This window comes from Lysobacter sp. 5GHs7-4 (assembly GCF_021284765.1).
Taxonomy (GTDB): Bacteria; Pseudomonadota; Gammaproteobacteria; order Xanthomonadales; family Xanthomonadaceae; genus Lysobacter.
Map to the genome: position 1 here is coordinate 3372523 of NZ_CP089924.1, position 17319 is coordinate 3389841.

Genomic DNA, 17319 nt, shown 5'->3' on the forward strand with positions numbered 1-17319 from the left:
GCGTCGCCATCGCTGTCAAGGACGGCGACGCACAGTCCGCGCGGCGCGTCCCTCGAAGCAACGCGGTCCCGGCCCGGCGACGGCCAAGGCCGGTGCGGCCGCGCAGCATGACCGGTCCGGATGACAAGCCGGCGTCGGCCCGCGCCTCAGTCCTCGCCGGTGTCGCCAGCCACGGTCATGCGCCCGATCAGGATCGAGCCGGTGTGCAGGTGCGAGCGCGGGTCGACGTCGCTGCCGACCGCCTCGACGGCCTCAAACATGCGCCTGAGATTGCCGGCGATGGTGATGCCGTCGACCGGGTGCTGGATTTCGCCGTGCTCGACCCAGTAACCGGCCGCGCCGCGCGAATAGTCGCCGGTAACGGTGTTCACGCCCTGCCCCATCAGCTCGGTGACCAGCAGGCCGCGCCCCATGCCGCGCAGCATGGCCTGGAAGTCGCCGGCGTTGGCCGCGACCTGCAGGTTGTGCACGCCGCCGGCGTTGGCGGTGGTGGCCAGGCCGAGCTTGCGTGCCGAGTAGCTGCCCAGAATGTAGCGCTGCAGGACGCCGTCGCGGACCAGCTCCGACTCGCGCGTGGCCACGCCCTCGGCGTCGAACGCGCTGGAGCGGAAGCCGCGCTGCAGGAACGGGCGCTCCTGGATCGAGAACCACTCGGGGAACAAGCGCGTGCCGGCGGAGTCCAGCAGGAAGCTCGCGCGCCGGTACAGCGCGCCGCCGGACACCGCGCCCAGCAGGTGGCCGATCAGCGAGCGCGCCGATTCGGCCGCGTACAACACCGGGTACTCGCCGGTCGCGATCTGCCGCGGCGCCAGCCGCGAGACCGCGCGCTGCGCGGCCTGGCGGCCGATCGCCGCGGTCGCCTCCAGGTCGCCCTCGGCCAAGGCGATGCTGTACCAGCCGTCGCGCTGCATGGCCTCGCCGCGGCCGGCGATCAGCGCGCAGCTCAGGCTGTGCTGGGTGCTGCCTTCGCGGCCGATGAAACCGTGGGAATTGGCGTACACGCCCAGGCTGGCGCCGGTGCCGAGCGAGGCGCCGTCGGAGTTCTCCACGCGTGCGTCGAATTCGCGGCCGGCGCTCTCGCAGGCCAGGGCCAGGTCGACCGCGCGGTCGGCCTCGATCATCCAGGGGTGCCAGCTGTCGAACGCGCGCCAGCCGCCCTCGGCCTGGGCCGGGGCCATCAGTTCGGCGTCGGCCAGGCCCGCGGCCGGATCGTCCTCGGTGTAGCGCGCGATCGCGCAGGCCTGCTCGACGGTGGCCTCCAGGCTGTCGTCGCGCAGGTCGGCGGTGCTGGCGCTGCCCTTGCGGCGGCCGAAGTAGACGGTGATGGCGATGCCGCGGTCGCGGGTGGCCTCGACCGTCTCGACCTCGCCCATGCGCACGTTGACGTTCAGGCCGGTCTCCTCCGAACAGGAGACTTCGGCCTGGCTGGCGCCGCGCGCGCGCGCCGAGGCGAGCAGGCGCTGGGACAGCTCGGACAGGGCGTCCAGGCGCGCTTCGGGGTCGGCGATGACGTGGGCCGGAGCGGACGGGCGGAGGGCGACTGCGTTCAATGTCTTATCCTTGTCTGCCGCGGCGCCGTGCGCCGCGGGAATTCGATTCAGTTTGACGGTAAGCGAGGTGGAGTGCGATGCGCGGCAGAGACGAGGAAACCGGTGAATTTTTCAGCCCCAGCCGCAGCCAGAACCGGCGCGAGGCGCTGGAGGTGCTGGCCCTGGGCGAACAGCTGTCCAAGCTGACCGATGCCCAGCTGGGGCGGCTGCCGATCCCCGAGGGCCTGCTGCCGCATATCCGCGAATGCCGGCGCATCACCGCGCACATCGCCCACAAGCGCCAGCTGGCCTACCTGGCCAAGCAGATGCGGCGCGAGGACGACGCCACCCTGGAAGCGATCCGCGACGCGCTGGACGTCAACGGCGAGGCCGGCCGGCGCGAAGTCGCGGCCATGCACCGGGTCGAGGCCTGGCGCGAGCGCCTGCTCGAAGGCGGCGATACCGCGCTGGCGACGCTGCTGGACGAGTACCCCGGAGCCGACCGCCAGCGTCTGCGCCAACTGGTGCGCAACACGCTGGAGGAGCGCAAGCGCAACAAACCGCCGCACTCGTTCCGCGAGCTGTACCGCGAGCTGCGCAGCCTGGTGCTGGGCGCCAACGAAGCCGACGAACTCGCCAGCGACGACGAAACCTGAGCCAACGCTCTTAAGCCCCTCTCCCGCGAGCGGGGTTGGGCTGAGGGCGCGACGCGAGCGCGCCACTCCAACCTCGCCCGCGCCCCTCATCACCTTCTCCCGCACGCGGGAGAACGGACGGCTCGCGAATGCCTGCTCCGTTTTGGAGCATGCCGATGCGGATATCACGCGCTGGTGCCACCCACCGTCAGCCCATCGATCAGCAGCGACGGCTGGCCCACGCCCACCGGTACGCTCTGCCCGTCCTTGCCGCACACGCCCACGCCTTCGTCCAGCGCCAGATCGTGGCCGATCATGCGCACCTTCTGCATGGTCTCCGGACCGTTGCCGATCAGAGTCGCGCCCTTGACCGGCGCGGTGATCTTGCCGTCCTCGATCAGATAGGCCTCGGTGGCCGAGAACACGTATTTGCCGCTGGTGATGTCGACCTGACCGCCGCCGAAATTGACCGCGTACAGGCCCTTCTTGACCGAGCGGATCATCTCTTCCGGATCGTGCTGGCCGGCGAGCATGTAGGTGTTGGTCATGCGCGGCATCGGCAGATGCGCGAACGACTCGCGGCGGCCGTTGCCGGTCGGCGCCATACCCATCAGGCGCGCGTTGAGGGTGTCCTGCATGTAACCGACCAGGACGCCGTCCTCGATCAGGGTCGTGCAGTTGGTCGGCGTGCCTTCGTCGTCGATGTTGAGCGATCCGCGCCGGCCCGGCAGAGTGCCGTCGTCGACGATGGTCACGCCGGGCGAGGCCACGCGCTGGCCCATGCGGCCGGCATAGGTCGAGGTGCCCTTGCGGTTGAAATCGCCTTCCAGGCCGTGGCCCACCGCTTCATGCAGCAACACGCCCGGCCAGCCGCTGCCCAGCACCACCGGCATCACCCCGGCCGGCGCGTCGATCGCCTCCAGGTTGACCAGCGCCTGACGCAGCGCTTCGCGCGCCAGCGACTCGGGCTTGCCGCCGGCGAACAGCTCGGCGTAACCGTAGCGTCCGCCGCCGCCGGCGTAGCCGCTCTCGCGACGGCCGTTGTGTTCGACGATCACCTGCACGTTGAGCCGCACCAGCGGACGCACGTCGGCGGCGAGAACGCCGTCGCTGCGCGCGACCAGGATGGTGTCGACGCCGCCGGACAGGCTGACGGTGACCTGCTGCACGCGCGGGTCGGCCGCGCGCACCCATTGGTCGAGCTTGCGCAGCTGTTCGACCTTGTCCTCGTTGCCGATGCCGTCGATCGGATCCTGCGCCGGATACAGCGCACGGCCGCCGCCGCGCACCAGCGCGCGCGCGCTGTGCGCCGCGCCGTCGCGTGCGATCGCCCGTGCCGATTTGGACGCGGCCAGCAGCGCCTCGCTGTTGATCTCGTCGGAATAGGCGAAGCCGGTTTTCTCGCCGCTGATCGCGCGCACGCCCACGCCCTGCTCGATCGAGTGCGAGCCGTCCTTGACGATGCCGTCCTCGACCGTCCAGCTCTCGCGCCGCCCGTGCTGGAAATACAGGTCGCCGAAATCCACGCCCGGCCCCAGCAGGGTGCCGAAGGTGCGTTCCAGGCCGCTGGCGTCCAGGCCGGAGGGCAGCAGCAGGCGGGTTTCGGCGAGTTGCAGGGGCAGCGTCATGGGGCGTCCGGGTAAGGGCTCAGGAACATGCTAACCGGCGCCGGCCGGCGGCGTTCTGGGGCGGCGGTGAGGGGTATTCCACTAGATGGCACCGGCGCGACTGCGATTCAAGCCGGCGCCGGGCTGCAAGGCCGCTTTTACGCCTCTCCGTGCAATGCGAAGTCGGCCGCGGCCCAGCCGTGCTGGCCAACAGCGCGCCTCCCACCCCGTCATTCCGGCGAAAGCCGGAACCCATTTTGACTTTGGCTCCAATAAGTCCGCGATTGCCGCCGAAAGAGCCGACCAAAATGGGTTCCGGCTTTCGCCTGAATGACGGTTGTTGAGCTTTTGGGGAGCGTGGAGAGGTCGCTGAATCAGACTATCGCTGAATCGGATTGAAGCCCCTCCCACGACTCGAGGCCACCGCGCTTTCCGAAGCGCCCTACAGCGCCGAGCGCCCCGCCGTCCCGCCCGAGGCCGCATCGGCCGCGCGGCTCTGCTCGCGCGTCATCACCTCGACCTTGGGCTCCTTCCACGGCCCGGTCACCCGGTACGTCTTGGCGCCGATGCCGCTCAGCGGCTTCTGCAGCACGGTACCGGCGGCCGCACCGATGGCGGCGCCGACCGGGCCGGCCGCGATCGCGCCCACCGCGGTCAGCAGGTTGCCGGTCTTGGGCCGGACTTCGATGGTCTGGTCGTAGCTTTGCGCGCGCAGATTGGTCGCGCCGCGGATGTTCACGGTCGCAGCCGGCCCGTCCATGACCAGGTCGTCGCTGCGCGCGCTGCCGCCGCCGATGGCGATGTGGCCACCGACGCGGTTGAAGGCGAAGCCCTTGGAGAACAGGTCGCGGAAGTCCAGTCCCAGGCGCCGCGGCAGCTGGGCGATGCTGAGCAGGCCGATCACGCGACCGGTGCCGGGCTCGACCTCGAGCAGGCGGCCGTCGCGCACGTCCAGGGTCAGGCCGCCGTCCAGCGAGCCCAACGCGAACGCGGCCGGACTGCCGGGCCAGCCGGCGTCGAAGCGGATCTTGGCCTTGCCGCCGGCGACCAGACCGCCGAATCCGAAGCTGCCCAGCAAGGCGCCGGTGTCGCCGCTGTCGATGTTCATGCTCAGGCGCGTGCGCGCCGCCGCGCCGCGACCGCTCCAATCGCCGCTGATGTCGATGGCCTGCTTGTCGCCGCGGGTCTGGATCTGCTCCAGGCGCATGCCGGTCGCCGTCGGGCGCGTGCGCACACGCGCGCTGCCCATGCGCGCATCGCCCAGGCGCAGGTCGGCGATGTCGATGGTCAGCGGCGGCACCTTGGCCGGGTCGAAGCTGGCGTCGATCGGGTTGGCCGCCGGTGCGGTCGTCGTGGCTGCCGGTGCGACGACCGCGGCGCCAGCGCCCGCGCTCGCGGTTGCGGCCGGCGCGCGCCAGTACACGCGCTCGAACTTGCCCGCCAAGGGCGCGGCGCCGTCGGCCTGGGCCAGCACCGCGCCTTCCAGCGCGGGGCCTTCCACGCGCACCGCGGTGGCCCCGCGCGGCGCCGGCGCCACCACCAGCCGGGTGTCGGCGAACACGCCGCCCAGCAGCTGCAGTTTTTGCGCGGTCACGTCGACGCGTTGCAGCGGCAGCCCCTCGCCTTCGCCCTTGCCGCCGCCGTAGGCGAACGCCATCCATTCGATCGCATCCAGCGTGCCGGTGCGGCCGCTCGCGATCAGACCGTGCGCGGGCGGCGCTTCGTCGACGCGGTTGGCGCCCAGCGCGACGCGCACGCCGGTGCGGCCGTTGACGGTGCGCGCGCGCAGCGCCATCACGTTGCCGAAACCCACGCGGATATCGCCGCTGCCCACGGGCAACGGCGTTTCCACCGTCGTCGCCAGGCTACTGGCGGCCGGCTTGCGCAACGGCGCCGGCAGTTCCAGCGCGGTGCCGACCAGATTCGAATGCAGTTGCAGCAAGGTCGGCGGCGTGGCGCCGTCCAGCGCCTTCGGAATCGCGATGCCGATGGTCCAGTTGGAACGCCCGTCCAGATAGGGCTTGAGCCAAGCCACCTCCGGCGCGCGCTCGATCAGCGACGCGGCGCCGACGCTGGCGTCCAGTCCGGCCTCGAACACGTTGCCGCGATCGCGCACGTAGTCGCCCGCGCGCAGCGACAGCTTGCCGGGCTGGCCCTCGTGACGCACCGTCAGATCGTTGGCGCCGAAACCGCCGCGCGCGTACTCCGCGCGCCCGCGCACCTCGTCGAAGGCGAGTTTCCAGCGCGCGTCGGCGAGCTTGGCGCCCTGCAGCTCGACCGCGCCGGAAATCGCGGTGACGCTGCCTGGCTTCAGCGGCAGCTTCATCTCGAAACCGACCTGGGCCGGTCCGCTGGCGGTGAGGTTGGCGAAGGTATCGGCGTGCTGCTTCTGCAAGGGGCTTAGCCGCAGCATGCTCAGCAGCTGCGCGGCGTCGGACGCGGTCTGCGCGTTTACCGTCAGCGCGCCGTCCTTGTAGTGATCGATACCGGCCTGGATGTGCTGCACGCCGACGCCGGCGAGCTTGGCGCTGCCGTCGACGCTGAAGCCGTCGGCGATGAAGGCCACGTCCGCATCCAGGCCCTCGGCCGCCGGCCATTCGGGCTGGAACTTGACCACGGCCTGGTGCAGCTTCGCCGTCGCCTCGAAGCGCCCGTTGCGGTCGCGAAACGGCCAGTCGTCGAGATCGCCGGAGACGATCGCACGGCCGTTGCGCACGCTGCCGCCGACCAGCGCCGAGTCCAGCCAGCGCACCAGCGCCGGCGACATGCTGTGACGGATCCAGAAGCCCTTGGCCACCGGCACCGCGGCTTCGTCCAGGTCGGCGGCGATGTCGATCCACGGCCGCGTGCCGTCGCCCTGCCACCACATGCCGCCGCGCGCGCGCGCGCCGAACCCGTCGCCCTTGACCGTCAGCGCATGCGTGCCGATGCGCCAGCCCGCGCCCTCGCGCCAGCCGGCGACGGTGCCGTCCAGGCTCACGGTGTGGACCACGCCGAAGCCCGACGGCCAGTCGAAGCGCATCGGCGACTTCGCGTCCAGGCGCAGGCTGAAGCCGTCGGCATCGCCTTCGAAGTCGCCCGACAAACCGCTCAGGCCCGGCGCGGTGCCGACCGTGGCGAAGCCCAACCCATCGATGCGCGCGCTGGCGCGCAGCGGGCCGTCGCGGCGGCCGCTCACGGCGATGCGCTGCAACGACGCCTGCGGACGCGTGTTGTGCAACCAGCGGCGCAGGCCCGCGGGCACGCGATCGCTGAGCGCGGCGGCCTGCAGCAGCGGACCGGCATCGATGCGGTCGGCGAGCAGCGCGTAACGCTCGCCGCCGGCGAACGCGAGACCGTCGAGCACTTGTTGTTTGGGGGCCGCGCCGATCCGCAGGCGCGGCGCATCGAAGCGCCAGCCGCCCTGGTCCAGGCGCCAGCGCGCACGCGCCTCGACGCTGTCGAAGCGCACGCGCGGCACGGCTTCGTCGCCTGCGCCCAGCGGCGCGCCGCGCAGCACGACGCGTTCCAGCGCCGCATCGACGGTGACCATGGCGACGCGATGGCCGCGCAGCTCGGCCCAGGCCTCGGCGCGGCCCTGGCCGCTCTCCGCGCCGATGCCGGCGACCTGCAGCAAGGCCGTCCAGGCACTGAGATCGGCGCGGCGCGCGCCGGCATAGGCGCGGCCATCGCCGCGCTTGCGATCGAACTCCAGCGCGGCGTCCAGCGGCGACGCCGGCGCGCCGGCGACGCCGACACTGGGCCAGGCGCGCAGGCCCGCGCGCACGCGGTCGCCGTCCACGCGCAGGCGCAGGTTGATCTTGGGAATGCGCGCATTCACGCCCAACTTGGGCGCGATCACGGCGAGCTTGCCGTCGATCACCTGCAGCTCGCCCAAGCCTTCCAGCGCCGCCAGCGGATCCTTGCTCGGCTGCTCCTGCCCGGGCAGGCCGCGCACTTTCCAGCGGCCGTCGTCGGCGCGCTCCAGGGTCAGGTCCAGTCCGCGCAAGCGCAGCTCGGAGAACGAATGCCCGGGCAGCAGGCCGGCGTAGATCGACACCAGCATCTCGGTGTCGCCGACCACGAACGCCTGCGCGCCCTCGCCCACGCGCAAACCGTCCAGGCGCAGCAGCGGACCGCGCCGCGTCCATTGGGTCTCGACCCGATCAAAGGCGACCGGCCGGCCCGCGCGCTGACTCAGCCAGGCCGCGATGCGCTCGGGATTGCGCTCGGCCATCGGCAGGATCTGGCTGGCCACGCCCAGCAGCACCGCCAGCAACACCAGCAGCACCGCACCCGTGTAGGCGACGCTACGGCGGGCGAAACGCAAACGGCGGCGCAACGGGGTGGGCATTAGATCCCCATCTCCCGCGTGCGGGCGTGCGAGGCAATGGAGCGGTGCGGCGACAGTGCGGTTGCGCGCGCCCTCATCCGGCCCGGCGGGCCACCTTCTCCCGCTCGCGGGAGAAGGGGCGCTGCAAGAAGCATATTTTTAAAGCAGCACGACATCGAACTGCTCCTGCGCGTACTGATCGTCCGGCTGGAACCGGATCGACTTGCCCAGGAACTCCTCCAGCTCGGCCACCGCCGCCGATTCCTCGTCGGTGATGCGCGCGACCACCTTGGGCGATGCGATCACCAGCAGCCGCGGCGCGTCGAACTGGCGCACCTGGCGCACGATGTCGCGGAAGATTTCGTAGGTCACCGTTTCCGGCGTTTTCAGCGTGCCGCGGCCGCCGCATTCGTGGCAGGGCTCGCTGAGCTGGCGCTCCAGGCTTTCGGTGGTGCGCTTGCGCGTCATCTCCACCAGGCCCAGCGGCGAGAACTCGTACACCGTGGTCTTGGCATGGTCGCGCGCCAGCGACTTCTCCAGCTGGCGCAGCACCTGGCGCTTGTGCTCGGCATCGGTCATGTCGATGAAGTCGATGATGATGATGCCGCCCAGGTTGCGCAGGCGCAGCTGGCGCGCCACCGACTGCGCCGCTTCCAGGTTGGTGCGGTAGACCGTCTCCTCTAGGTTGCGCTGCCCCAGGAACGAGCCGGTGTTGATGTCGACCGTGGTCATGGCCTCGGTCTGGTCGATCACCAGATAGCCGCCGGACTTCAGCGGCACCTGCTTGTCCAGCGCGCGCTGGATTTCGTCCTCGACCCCGTACAGGTCGAAGATCGGGCGCGCGCCGGTGTAGTGCTCGATCTTTTCGTCCAGGCCCGGCATGTACTGCGCGGCGAACACGCGCAAACGCTCGCAGGTCTCGCGCGAGTCGACCTTGACCTTCTCCACGTCGCGCCGCATCAGGTCGCGCACCGCGCGCAGCGGCAGGCTCAGATCCTCGTACACGCGCTCGCCCACGCGCGAGCTGCGCGATTTCTCGGCGATCAGCGCCCAGGCGCGGCTCAGGTAGGCCACGTCCTCGGCCAGGGCCTCGGCGGGCTGGCTTTCGGCGTTGGTGCGCACGATGTAACCGTGGTTCTCGCCGGCCGGCGCCAGCGCGGTCACGTGCGCCTTCAGGCGCTGGCGCTCGGTCTCGTCCTCGATGCGCGCCGACACGCCGACCACGCGCGTGCGCGGCAGCAGCACCAGGTAGCGCGAGGGAATGCTGAGCTGGGTGGTCAGGCGCGCGCCCTTGCTGCCGATCGGGTCCTTGACCACCTGCACGATGATCTCCTGGCCCTCGCGCAGCAGCTCGGCGATCGGCCGGGTCGGCGTCGGCGGCAGCGGCGCTTCGTCGCCCTCGCCCTCGCTGACCTGCGCCGGCTTGACGATGTCGGCCGCGTGCAGGAACGCCGCGCGCTCCAGGCCGATCTCGACGAACGCCGCCTGCATGCCCGGCATCACCCGCTGGACCTTGCCCTTGTAGATGTTGCCGACCACGCCGCGGCGCCAGCCGCGCTCGATGTGCAGCTCCTGCAGCATGCCGTTTTCGACCACCGCGACACGGGTTTCGCGCGGGGTGACGTTGACGAGTATTTCTTCGGTCATGGCGTGGAGGCGCTCTGCGGTTCGTCAACGGTGGGGGAAGGCCGCGCGGTGGCCGAGACGCGCGGGTCACGCATCCAGGCCGGCCTCGCGCAGCAGGCGCACGGTGTCGTGCAGGGGCAGGCCCATCACGCCGGAATAGCTGCCGCTCAGGCGGGTCACGAAGGCCTCGGCGCGGCCCTGGATCGCGTACGCGCCGGCCTTGCCCTGCCACTCGCCGCTGGCGACGTAGGCGGCGATGCGCGCCTCGTCCAGTACTTCGAACTCGACCTGCGACACCGACACCGCCTGCGATTCGCGCGCCGGCGAGACCAGCGACACCGCCGAAATCACCCGATGGCCGCGACCGGACAGGCGGCGCAGCATGGCCGCCGCGTCCTCGCCGTCGCGCGGCTTGCCGAACACTTCGTCGTCCAGCACCACCTCGGTGTCGGCGCCCAGCACCAGCGCGCTGGGGTTGCCGACCACGCTCAGCAGGCCGGCGCCGGCCTTCTCGCGCGCGACCCGGCGCACGTAGTCCTCGGCCGGTTCGCCGGGCTGGCGGTGTTCGGGGATATCCAGGTCCAGCACCCCGAACGGCAAGCCCAGGCGGCTTAGCAATTCGTGGCGGCGTGGCGATTTGGAGGCGAGATAGAGCATCCTGCGAAGCATAACCCGCGCTGACTGAGCGCCGCCCCACACGGGTTCGCACAACCCCGTCCTGGATCACGATTCGTTCACTGGATCGGCAACACCCTAGTTCCCATACTCAACAGGAGTTGAACATGTCGTCCTCGCCAAGCCGGCAGCTGTCCCGTACCTCCCGCTTCGCCCTGCGCCCCCTGGTGCTGGCCGCCACCCTCGCTCTCGGAGCCGTCACCGCCATGTCCGCCAACGCCCAGACCGCCCCGGCCTACGTGGCCACCGACGGCACCCTGCTTTCGGTGTCGGCCGAGTCGGAGGTCAAGCGCGTCCCCGACATCGCCGTGATCTCCACCGGCGTGGTCACCCAGGCCGCCGACGCCAACGGCGCCATGCGCGCCAATGCGGACCAGATGGCCAAGGTCGTGGCCGCGATCAAGGCCGCCGGCATCGCCGACCGCGACATCCAGACCAGCGGCGTCAACCTCAACCCGCAATACCGTTACGCCGAGAACCAGCCGCCGGTGATCACCGGCTATCAGGCCAGCAACACGGTCAACCTGACCGTGCGCGACATCGCCAAGCTCGGCAAGATCCTCGACGCCCTGGTCGCCACCGGCGCCAACCAGATCAACGGCCCGACCTTCGACATCGACGACAAGGTCAAGGCCGTGGCCTACGACGAAGCGCGCCGCGGCGCGGTCGAGAAGGCGCAGGCGCGCGCGGAGATGTACGCCAAGACCCTGGGCATGAAGGTGCGCCGCATCGTCAGCATCAGCGAAGGCGGCCGCTTCAACCCGCCGGTGCCGATGATGGCGATGGCGCGCATGGAAAAGGCCGGCGCCGCCGCCGACACCTCGATTTCGCCCGGCGAAAGCGCGCTGTCGGTGAACCTGGACGTGGTGTTCGAGCTGGGCAAGTAAGCGCCATGACCGCCCCCGACCCGCGCAAGCCGGCGCCCGGTTACCCCGAGCCGCAGCCGCGCAACCCGGACGACGCGCGCCAGCCGCACCCCCAGCGGCCGCCGAATCCGGACGAGGGCGGTCTGGAGCGCGAACCGCGCACCGACCCCGACCCCGCCGACGAAGACTGACGCGTCGCATCCGTTGCACTGAAGAAGGCCCGCGCGAGCGGGCCTTCTGTTTGGTCCGTCGGCGGCCGTGTCGGGGCTCTACCGGCCAGGGTCGCCGCCGGCCACGGGCCCGCCCGCGCGGATGCGCGCACCCGGTTCGCCCGCCGATAGGGTCGCACCGGCGCCCAGAAAACACCCTCTAAAAAAAATTTCGCGGGGCTTAACCCCGGCCGCGATCCCGGCCCGTTTCGATTCGTGCAGACCACTCCAGGAGAGCTTCCATGGCGCACGCGATCCCACACCCCGAACGTCAACTGGACGGCAACCGCATCGTCGGCACGGCCGGCGCGATCGCGGTCAACGTCGCCTTGCTGATGCTGCTGATGGTGCCGATGTCGGTGCCGCAGGAGACGATCGAAGAAACGATCACGACCGTCATTCCGATTTTCGACAAGCCCAAGCCGGTCGATCCGCCTCCTCCGCCGCCGCCCGTCAAGATCGAACAGATCCGGCCGCGCACGTCCACACCGCAGCCGATACCGATCGAAATTCCGCCGACGCCGCCGATCGTCGATCCGATCGCCACCGACAGCATCGTCGTGCCCGACACGCCGCCGCAGCCCGAGACCTTCGCCCGCGCCGATCTGGGCCGCGGCGAAATGATCGCCGGCATGAGCCTGCAGGTGATCAACAACCCGGCCCCCACCTACCCCGGCGAAGCGGTGCGCAACCAGCTCACCGGCACGGTGATGCTAGAGATCCTGGTCGGCATCGACGGCAAGCCGATCGAGGTGACGGTGGTCAAAAGCAGCGGCCACCGCGTGCTCGACCAGGCCGCCAAGCGCGTGGTGATGCAGCGCTGGACCTTCGAGCCGGCGATGCAGGCCGGTCAGGCGGTGCAGGCGCGCGGCCGGGTGCCGATCGAATTCACTCTGGAACGTTGAGTCCCTTGGCGAGGGGCGGCCCGGGCCGGTACGGCCGGGCCGTTTTTTTTCGCTGAAAGAGCTTAAAAGCGAATCTCCCCCAACCCCTCTTTCTCAAAGAGGGGAGCCAGGCAAGAGCGCAGCTGCGTCGGAAGCACCGTATGTGTTCCCCCCTTTGAAAAAGGGGGGGCAGGGGGATTTGCTTTTGCGTTCCCTCAAGCCCGGTGATACGGATGATTGGCCAGCAACGCCGCCGCGCGATACAGCTGTTCGGCCGCGACCAGGCGCACCAGCATGTGCGGCAACGTCAGCGGCCCCAGCGACCACTGCTCGTCGGCGCGCGCGAGCACGTCGGGCGCGTGGCCTTCCGGCCCGCCGATCAAGAACGCCAGGTCGCGGCCCTGCCCGCGCCAATGCTCCAGCCGCTGCGCCAGTTGTTCCGATGTCCACAGCCGTCCGCGCCCTTCCAGCGCGACCACGCAGGCGTTCTTGGGCAGCGCCGCGATCACGCGCGCGCCTTCGTCCTGGGTCGCGCGCGCGGCGTCGCGGCCCTTGCCGCGCAGGCCGGGCTCGATCTCGTTCAGCTCCAGCGGCAGCCAGTGCGAGAGCCGCTTCTGGTATTCGCCGAAGCCTTCGGCGACCCAGCGCGGCGCGCGTTCGCCGACGGCGATCAGTTTCGCTTTCATGCCGACATGGTAGCGGTACGCGACGCATGCACGGCGCAAACCGCGCCTGCGTCGCATTCACGGACGATGACGCGCGGATGTCATCGAACGGTTATCGCGCCGACCTAGCGTGCAGGTTCCCCCAGCCAGCAGGAGCCGCACCGTGGATGCTTTCGATCCCTCCCGCCGCCAGGTCCTCAAGGGCAGCGCCGCCGCGATGGCGGTCGGCGCCATGGGCACGCTAGGCGCGTTGTACTCGCGCCAGGCGCTCGCCGCCCACGACCCGACCCGGCTTGCCCCCGTCCCCAGCCGCTACGGCCCGCTCGCCCCGGTGGCCGACCGCAGCACCGGCCTGCCCTTGCTGCAGCTGCCGCGCGGTTTCAGTTACCGCTCCTTCGGTTGGAGCGGCGACCGCATGGACGACGGCCAGCCCTGCCCCGACCGCCACGACGGCATGGCCGTGGTCGGCGTGCGTCCGGGCGGGCGCCGTCCGCACGAGATCGGCGCCGGCCGCTGGCGTCCGCACGGGCCCGAATACGTGCTGATCCGCAATCACGAACGCGGCGCCGCCGCGCCGATCCAGGCCTCGGGCATGTACGACACCGGCGACCTCGGCGGCGGCGCGCGCGCCGGCGGCGGCACCACCACGCTGAGCTACCGCAACGGCGAATGGTGCAGTTTGGAACCCAGCCTGGGCGGCACCCTGGTCAACTGCGCCGGCGGTCCGACGCCGTGGGGCACCTGGCTGAGTTGCGAGGAGATCAAAAGCGACGCGGTCTCCAGCACCGGCCGCAAGCACGGCTACGTGTTCGAGGTCGATCCGCGCAGCGAACGCACCAGCGGCCGTCCGCTGATCGGCCTGGGCCGTTTCAGTCACGAGGCGGTGGCGATCGATCCGCGCACCGGCATCGTTTATCTCACCGAGGACGACCGCAACAAGGCCGGCCTGTACCGCTTCATTCCCAACGACCGCGCCGGCCGCAACGGCTCGCTGGAGCACGGCGGGCGCCTGCAGGCCGCGCGCGTGCGCGGACGCCGCAACGCCGATCTGACCGTGGCCAGCATCGGTACCGAGTACGCGCTGGAATGGGTGGACGTGCCCGATCCGGATCTGGACTCGATCGCGGCGCCGGCCGGTTTCCCCGACATCTCGGCCGGCGAAACGCTCAGCGGCACCTTCGCCCAGGCCTGGGCCGACGGCGCGCTGCGCATGAGCCGCGGCGAAGGCATCTGGTACAGCTACGGCAAGATGTTCATCGTCGACACCAGCACCGGCGTCGACAGCCAGGGCCGCAAGGGCCGCGGCAACGGCGCGGTGTGGGTACTGGACCTGGGCAGCCAGCGCCTGCGCGCGTTGTTCGTCAGCGGCAACCAACTGGCCGCGCACAATCCCGACAACATCAGCGTGAGCGCGCGCGGCGGCGTGATCCTGTGCGAGGACGGCGGCGAAAGCCCGGACGAATACGGCCCCGGCGCGCGCCTGATCGGCCTGACCCGCGCCGGCGAATCGTTCTACTTCGCCAAGAACAACGTCGCCCTGACCTCGCAGCAGATCGCCGACGCCGGCAAGTCGGTGCCCGAGGGCGATTACCGCGACACCGAGTTCTGCGGCGCCTGCTGGGATCCGTTCGCGCGCACCCTGTTCGTGAACATGCAGACGCCGGGGATCACGGTGGCGATCACGGGGCCGTGGGAGCGTGGGCCGTTGTAGTTCCGCCGCGATCAAAAGCAAATCCCCCCTACCCCCCTTTTCCAAAGGGGGAACCGCATGCGGCAGCCGTCGCGGCCGCTGGTCTTCCCCCTTTGGAAAAGGGGGATTGAGGGGGATTTGCTTTGCGGTAGCGCAAAAAAAAACGGCGCCCATCGGCGCCGTTTCCTTGCGGGAGTGTGGGCCGCTGTAGTTCCGCCGCGATCGAAAGCAAATCCCCCCCCTTTTCCAAAGAGGGGAACCGCCATGCGGCAGCCGTCGCGGCCGCTGGTCTTCCCCCTTTGGAAAAGGGGGATTGAGGGGGATTTGCTTTGCGGTAGCGCAAAAAAAACGGCGCCCATCGGCGCCGTTTCCTTGCGAATGAAGAGCGGCCTTACAGCCGATCCTCCCCATCCGTCTCCAACTCGTCGTCGTAGCTGGGCGGCTGGTCGCCGACCGTCCACAGGCGCTCCAGCGCGTAGAACTCGCGCACGCGCGGCAGCATCACGTGCACGACCACGTCGCCCAGGTCGACCAGCACCCATTCGGCCTCGCGCTCGCCTTCCACGCCCAACGGCATGACGTCGAGGTTCTTGGCGAACTTGACCACTTCGTCGGCGATCGACTTGACGTGGCGGGTGGACGTGCCCGAGGCGACCACCATGTAGTCGGTGACGCTGCTCTTGCCGCGCACATCGATCTCGACGACGTCCTTGGCTTTGAGTTCCTCGACCGCGGCGCGCACCGTGCTCAACAGAGCGTCGGTCGACGGCGGCGGGGTCGGCATGCGGGTCTTGATGACGTGGGCTTGGCTGGTCAAGGAGGGGACTCTGGGGCGGCTCGCGGGGTTTGCCCGGAGATTATAGCGGAGCGCCGGCCCCGGCCCGGCCCGCGTACAGGCCATGGCGCTCGATATAGGCCGCCACCGGCGCCGGAACCAGGTCCTGCCAGGGCTGGCCGGTCGCGATGCGCTGGCGGACCTGACTGGCCGATTCGGCCTGCAGGGGCTGGTTCAGGCGCAGCACCCGGCCCGCCGGCGCGGTCCGCAGCGCGGCCGCGTCGTCGGTTTCGCGGCCGGCGATGCGGACGTTCAGCTCCGCGGGCAGGCCCTGCTCCAGCGGGCTGCCGGGCCGTTGCGCGACCACGAAATGCGCCAGATCGAACAGGGCTTCCCATTCGTGCCACTGCGGCAGGCCCAGGAAACTGTCGGCGCCGACCAGCAGCGCGACCGGCGCGTCGGCGCCGATCTGCGCGCGCAGCTCGCGCAAGGTTTCGACGGTGTAGGAGCGGCCGGCGCGCGCGAGCTCGCGCGTGTCCACGACCAGGCGCGGCTCGCCGGCCACGGCCAGATCGAGCATGCGCGCGCGCTGCGCGGCGTTGGCGCCCGGCGGCGCACGATGCGGCGGATCGGCCGCGGGCATCAGGCGCACGGTCTCGTCCAGCGCGTCGCGCGCGGCGCGCGCGATCGCCAGATGGCCGTCGTGGACCGGATCGAAGGTGCCGCCGTAGAAAACCAGCAAACTCATCGCGGCGGCGTTTGCAGGAAGCCGCGGCGATCGCGTAGAGCGCAGGCGTTCACGCGCCGCCCGACGCCAGCAGGCGCGCCGCGCGCGGCTCGGCCACCGCCAGCAACAGGCGCTCCAGCGCGACCCAGGCATCGCCGGCTTCGCGGCCCTTGGCCATGCGGTCGACGCGGCCGGCCTGGGCGACGAAGGCGTCCCAGCGCCGCGCGTCGTGACGCTGCAGCGCGCGCCGGTACATCGGCTGCTTGGAATCCCACACGCGCTGCGCCTTGAACTCCGCCGACAGATTGCCGCCGCGCGCGTTGACCCGCGCCAGCGCGGCGCCGCGTTGCAGCTCGATCACCACCATGCCCAGCAGCGCCGGCACCGCTTCGCCTTCGGCGCGCAGGCCGGCGAGCATGCGCGACACCTGCGCGCCCTGCCCGTTCATGGCCGCATCGACCACGCGGAACACGTCGTAACGCGCGGCGTCGGCGACCAGCGATTCCATGCGCGCCAGATCGATGGCCTCGCCGTCGGACAACAGCGCGAGCTTGTCGACTTCCTGCGCGGCCGCCAGCAGGTTGCCCTCGACGCGGTCGGCCAGGCTTTGCACGGCGTCGCGGTCGGCGCGCAGATTGCGCGCGCGCAAGCGCCGTTCGATCCATTCGGGCAGTTCGTGCGGCTTGATCTGCCAGGCGATGGCGACGCGGCCGATGCGGCCGATGGCCTCGCTCCATTTGCCGCCGTGCTGCTTGCTCCACTCGCCGCAGGTCACCAGCAGGGTCACGTCCTGCGGCGGATCGGCGCAGAAGCCGGAGATCACCTCGGCGCCGTCCTTGCCGGGCTTGCCCGTGGGCAGGCGCAGCTCGACCAGGCGCCGGCTGGCGAACAGGCTGGGCGCGCGGAAACTGGCTTCCAGCGCGTTCCAGTCCGGTTCGCGCTGATTGCCTTCGGCTTCGAACACTTCGCGTTCGGCGATGCCCTGCTGGCGCGCGGCGGCGCGCACGGCATCGGCGGCTTCGAGCACGCGCAGCGGCTCGGGGCCGGCGATCAGGTAAGCGGGACGCAGCGGCTCGGATGCGGCCTGGGCCGCCAGCTGTTCCGGCTTGAGTTCCATCG

The 17319-nt window shown here is 70.7% G+C and carries 14 protein-coding genes; 5 read left to right on the plus strand and 9 right to left on the minus strand.

Annotated elements, in window-relative coordinates; translation table 11 throughout:
• Positions 1–146: 146 nt before the first annotated feature.
• Positions 147–1508 carry a metalloprotease PmbA gene (gene pmbA, locus LVB77_RS15285; RefSeq protein ID WP_232910311.1) on the minus strand — a complete coding sequence of 454 codons (1362 nt, stop codon included), beginning with the start codon at positions 1506–1508 and terminating at the stop codon, positions 147–149.
• A 119-nt stretch (positions 1509–1627) separates the two neighbouring features.
• Between pmbA and yjgA the strand changes: the two genes are divergently transcribed.
• A complete protein-coding gene (gene yjgA, locus LVB77_RS15290) occupies positions 1628–2185 on the plus strand; it encodes a ribosome biogenesis factor YjgA (RefSeq protein ID WP_232906945.1) in 558 nt (185 codons plus the stop codon).
• A 164-nt stretch (positions 2186–2349) separates the two neighbouring features.
• On the opposite strand, the gene tldD is transcribed toward yjgA, so the two are convergent.
• The 4 genes from tldD to LVB77_RS15310 form a co-directional block, all read right to left on the minus strand.
• Positions 2350–3792 carry a metalloprotease TldD gene (gene tldD / locus LVB77_RS15295; protein WP_232906946.1) on the minus strand — a complete coding sequence of 481 codons (1443 nt, stop codon included), beginning with the start codon at positions 3790–3792 and terminating at the stop codon, positions 2350–2352.
• Between the two features lie 421 nt (positions 3793–4213).
• Positions 4214–8104 (minus strand): YhdP family protein, encoded by a 3891-nt coding sequence (locus LVB77_RS15300; RefSeq protein ID WP_232906947.1) that lies wholly within the window; start codon positions 8102–8104, stop codon positions 4214–4216.
• 138 nt (positions 8105–8242) lie between these two features.
• A complete protein-coding gene (rng, locus tag LVB77_RS15305; protein WP_232906948.1) occupies positions 8243–9730 on the minus strand; it encodes a ribonuclease G in 1488 nt (495 codons plus the stop codon).
• A gap of 66 nt (positions 9731–9796) precedes the next feature.
• On the minus strand, positions 9797–10366 hold the full coding sequence (locus tag LVB77_RS15310) for a Maf family protein (RefSeq protein WP_232906949.1): 570 nt from the start codon (positions 10364–10366) through the stop codon (positions 9797–9799).
• Positions 10367–10491: 125 nt separating this feature from the next.
• Between LVB77_RS15310 and LVB77_RS15315 the strand changes: the two genes are divergently transcribed.
• The 3 genes from LVB77_RS15315 to LVB77_RS15325 all read left to right on the plus strand — a co-directional run bounded on the left by LVB77_RS15315 (position 10492) and on the right by LVB77_RS15325 (position 12364).
• Positions 10492–11271: an SIMPL domain-containing protein gene (locus LVB77_RS15315; RefSeq protein WP_232906950.1), complete on the plus strand. Its 780-nt coding sequence runs from the start codon at positions 10492–10494 to the stop codon at positions 11269–11271.
• Positions 11272–11276: 5 nt separating this feature from the next.
• The gene (locus LVB77_RS15320; protein ID WP_232906951.1) at positions 11277–11441 is read left to right on the plus strand and encodes a hypothetical protein; all 165 of its coding nucleotides are present in this window, start codon (positions 11277–11279) and stop codon (positions 11439–11441) included.
• 260 nt (positions 11442–11701) lie between these two features.
• A complete protein-coding gene (locus LVB77_RS15325) occupies positions 11702–12364 on the plus strand; it encodes an energy transducer TonB (protein ID WP_232906952.1) in 663 nt (220 codons plus the stop codon).
• A 194-nt stretch (positions 12365–12558) separates the two neighbouring features.
• Here LVB77_RS15325 and rlmH read toward each other — a convergent pair whose 3' ends face one another.
• The gene (gene rlmH / locus LVB77_RS15330; protein WP_232906953.1) at positions 12559–13029 is read right to left on the minus strand and encodes a 23S rRNA (pseudouridine(1915)-N(3))-methyltransferase RlmH; all 471 of its coding nucleotides are present in this window, start codon (positions 13027–13029) and stop codon (positions 12559–12561) included.
• 142 nt (positions 13030–13171) lie between these two features.
• Between rlmH and LVB77_RS15335 the strand changes: the two genes are divergently transcribed.
• On the plus strand, positions 13172–14719 hold the full coding sequence (locus LVB77_RS15335) for an alkaline phosphatase PhoX (RefSeq protein ID WP_232906954.1): 1548 nt from the start codon (positions 13172–13174) through the stop codon (positions 14717–14719).
• A gap of 370 nt (positions 14720–15089) precedes the next feature.
• On the opposite strand, the gene rsfS is transcribed toward LVB77_RS15335, so the two are convergent.
• The 3 genes from rsfS to holA are packed head-to-tail and all read right to left on the minus strand — an operon-like array spanning position 15090 to position 17317.
• Complete coding sequence (gene rsfS, locus LVB77_RS15340) at positions 15090–15515, minus strand: ribosome silencing factor (RefSeq protein ID WP_232906955.1); 426 nt, start codon at positions 15513–15515, stop codon at positions 15090–15092.
• 40 nt (positions 15516–15555) lie between these two features.
• Positions 15556–16221 carry a nicotinate-nucleotide adenylyltransferase gene (gene nadD, locus LVB77_RS15345; RefSeq protein ID WP_232906956.1) on the minus strand — a complete coding sequence of 222 codons (666 nt, stop codon included), beginning with the start codon at positions 16219–16221 and terminating at the stop codon, positions 15556–15558.
• 49 nt (positions 16222–16270) lie between these two features.
• On the minus strand, positions 16271–17317 hold the full coding sequence (gene holA / locus LVB77_RS15350) for a DNA polymerase III subunit delta (protein WP_232906957.1): 1047 nt from the start codon (positions 17315–17317) through the stop codon (positions 16271–16273).
• Between the last annotated feature and the right edge of the window lie 2 nt (positions 17318–17319).

Excerpts from the sequence above, each read along its gene's own strand:
- tldD (WP_232906946.1), bottom strand. The coding sequence starts at position 3,792 with ATGACGCTGCCCCTGCAACTCGCCGAAACCCGCCTGCTGCTGCCCTCC.
- LVB77_RS15315 (WP_232906950.1), top strand. The coding sequence starts at position 10,492 with ATGTCGTCCTCGCCAAGCCGGCAGCTGTCCCGTACCTCCCGCTTCGCC.
- rng (WP_232906948.1), bottom strand. The coding sequence starts at position 9,730 with ATGACCGAAGAAATACTCGTCAACGTCACCCCGCGCGAAACCCGTGTC.
- LVB77_RS15300 (WP_232906947.1), bottom strand. The coding sequence starts at position 8,104 with ATGCCCACCCCGTTGCGCCGCCGTTTGCGTTTCGCCCGCCGTAGCGTC.
- rlmH (WP_232906953.1), bottom strand. The coding sequence starts at position 13,029 with ATGAAAGCGAAACTGATCGCCGTCGGCGAACGCGCGCCGCGCTGGGTC.
- nadD (WP_232906956.1), bottom strand. The coding sequence starts at position 16,221 with ATGAGTTTGCTGGTTTTCTACGGCGGCACCTTCGATCCGGTCCACGAC.
- LVB77_RS15325 (WP_232906952.1), top strand. The coding sequence starts at position 11,702 with ATGGCGCACGCGATCCCACACCCCGAACGTCAACTGGACGGCAACCGC.
- LVB77_RS15310 (WP_232906949.1), bottom strand. The coding sequence starts at position 10,366 with ATGCTCTATCTCGCCTCCAAATCGCCACGCCGCCACGAATTGCTAAGC.
- holA (WP_232906957.1), bottom strand. The coding sequence starts at position 17,317 with ATGGAACTCAAGCCGGAACAGCTGGCGGCCCAGGCCGCATCCGAGCCG.
- yjgA (WP_232906945.1), top strand. The coding sequence starts at position 1,628 with ATGCGCGGCAGAGACGAGGAAACCGGTGAATTTTTCAGCCCCAGCCGC.
- LVB77_RS15320 (WP_232906951.1), top strand. The coding sequence starts at position 11,277 with ATGACCGCCCCCGACCCGCGCAAGCCGGCGCCCGGTTACCCCGAGCCG.